Source organism: Rheinheimera soli (genome assembly GCF_031457405.1).
Lineage (GTDB): Bacteria > Pseudomonadota > Gammaproteobacteria > Enterobacterales > Alteromonadaceae > Pararheinheimera > Pararheinheimera soli_A.
Genome location: NZ_JAVDWR010000054.1, coordinates 1 through 1,508, shown reverse-complemented (window position 1 = coordinate 1,508; position 1,508 = coordinate 1). Strand labels below are relative to the sequence as shown.

Sequence of the window (1,508 nt, the reverse complement as noted above, 5' to 3'; positions counted from 1 at the left end):
TGTTACCAACAATGCAAAACTGATCCACTCCAACAATTGAAATCTGATCCACTTGTTTTCACTATGGTGCCTTTTCGGAGGCACTTTGATCACAAAAGAAGAACTCATGAAAATTCAGATTTTACATCAGCAAGGACTTTCACAACGTGCTATCGCCAAACAATTGGGCATATCGCGTAACACGGTGAAGCGTTATCTTCGCGCCAAAATAGATACCCCAGTTTATTCAACCCGGGGAAAAGGCCGTTCGCTGCTTAACCCTTTTAAGCCCTTTTTACACTCACGTATTGCACAGGCGAAGCCGGTTCATCTGTCGGGTGAAGTACTGTTCCGCGAACTCAAAGAGCTCGGTTATACCGGCAGCTTGTCGTTGTTACGTCAGTACTTGTATCAGTACCGTGGCAAACCTGTGCCAGAGCCTGTCGTTCGGTTTGAAACCGAAGTCGGTAAGCAAATGCAGGTCGATTGGGGACAAATGCAGGGGGGTAAAGAGCCCATTCATGCATTTATCGCGGTGTTAGGATATAGCCGGGCGATGATGGTGGTATTTACCGATAACATGCGTTACGCCACCCTGGAGCAGTGTCACCGCCTGACCTTTGATTACTTCCAGGGCATTCCCCGTGAAGTCTGGTACGACAATATGAAAACCGTCGTCATTGAGCGTGATGCGTATGGTGAAGGTGAGCATAAGCTCAACCAGGCGTTTTACCAGTTTGCCAAAAGCATGGGATTTATCCCCAAACTATGCCACACCTACCGGCCTCAAACCAAAGGCAAGGTTGAACGTATGGTGCGTTATGTGCGGGACAACTTCTTCCGCCCCCTTCAAACCAAACTGATGGCACAGGGTCAGACACTGGATATCAACACGGCCAATGAACAGGTTGCCCTATGGCTTGAAACCGTGGCGCATCAACGTATCCATGACACCACCAAACAAAAGCCAGCAGAGCGGCTGGCGGAGGAACGTAAAGCCCTGCAGGCGTTGCCACCCCGATTATTGCCCGTCGCTTCGACGCTGCCCGAACACAGTTCGTTGCCGTCGTTAAGCGTGTTAAATCAGCAACCACTGCATCATGACCTGAGTATCTATGACCAACTGATGGAGGCCATATGAACCTGCAATTATCACGTCTTAGCGAACTTACTTCAGCATTACAGCTGCCAGGCATTGATGCCAATGCCTGTGATTTAGCTCAGCAGGCGGCGAAAGAAGAATGGGACTATCTGACCTTCCTTGAGCAGGTTCTCCAGTGTGAAAAGCGCTCTCGCCACCAGCGAAAGCAGCATATATTTACGCGAATGGCAGGCTTCCCGACGCTAAAAACATTGGAGGAGTTTGATTATGCCTTCGCCACAGGAGTACCCAAAAAGCAAGTCACGGAATTAGCCTCATTGTCATTCATTGAGCGACAAGAAAATGTCGTCATGCTTGGGCCATCGGGAGTGGGTAAAACTCATATTGCAGTAGCCCTTGGCTACAAAGCGGTTCAGGCGGGTATCAA

The 1,508-nt window shown here is 49.3% G+C and carries 2 protein-coding genes; both read left to right on the top strand.

The window, feature by feature from the left end; all coding sequences use genetic code 11:
- The first annotated feature begins 85 nt into the window (after nt 1–85).
- Nucleotides 86–1,120: an IS21 family transposase gene (gene istA, locus J2W69_RS20580; RefSeq protein WP_405047906.1), complete on the top strand. Its 1,035-nt coding sequence runs from the start codon at nt 86–88 to the stop codon at nt 1,118–1,120.
- Nucleotides 1,117–1,508, top strand: a 392-nt coding sequence (locus tag J2W69_RS20575) for an ATP-binding protein (RefSeq protein ID WP_310282103.1), incomplete at its 3' end; no start/stop codon positions are given. The genes istA and J2W69_RS20575, both read left to right, overlap by 4 nt.